Below are 411 nucleotides of genomic sequence, written 5' to 3'. Positions count from 1 at the left end.
TCATCAGCTACGTGCGCCAGAACCCGCTGATGCGCGGCCGGCAAGCCGTCACGGTCAAGCAGATCACCTTGCTCGGAGACCCGAAGAGCATCGCGCTCCCGACCCTGGAACTCCCCCGTCCCGTCCCGTCCGAGCTGAATGGCCGGCACCACGGCGATCCGGGGGCGACCGGCGTGACGCCTCCGGCGCCGCCCCCCGGCGCCGTGCCGCGCCTGGACGTCTGACCGGCCTACCTGGGGCGCGCGGCGCGGAGCCTCCGGCGACGGTCGGGCGGCCGCGCGCCGGGCCCCTGCCTGTCACGACCTCGCGAGCGGGGGGCCGGAGGCACCCCCGACCCGATCCGTCACGGAACCATCTCGGCGGCCTGCAGCTTGCTGAGCTGGGACCGGGAAGGATTTGCTCCTCTCACGG

Annotated in this window: 1 protein-coding gene; it reads left to right on the top strand. The window is 74.2% G+C overall.

From position 1 onward, the window contains the following. A partial coding sequence (locus tag K9U40_RS24225; protein ID WP_282892590.1) for a hypothetical protein occupies window positions 1-224 on the top strand: 224 nt, incomplete at its 5' end. Window positions 225-411: the final 187 nt, after the last annotated feature.

This window comes from Xanthobacter autotrophicus, from assembly GCF_030015065.1.
GTDB lineage: Bacteria > Pseudomonadota > Alphaproteobacteria > Rhizobiales > Xanthobacteraceae > Xanthobacter > Xanthobacter autotrophicus_D.
The sequence above is the reverse complement of the archived record's forward strand: the minus strand, read 5'-3'. Positions and strand labels throughout refer to the sequence as shown.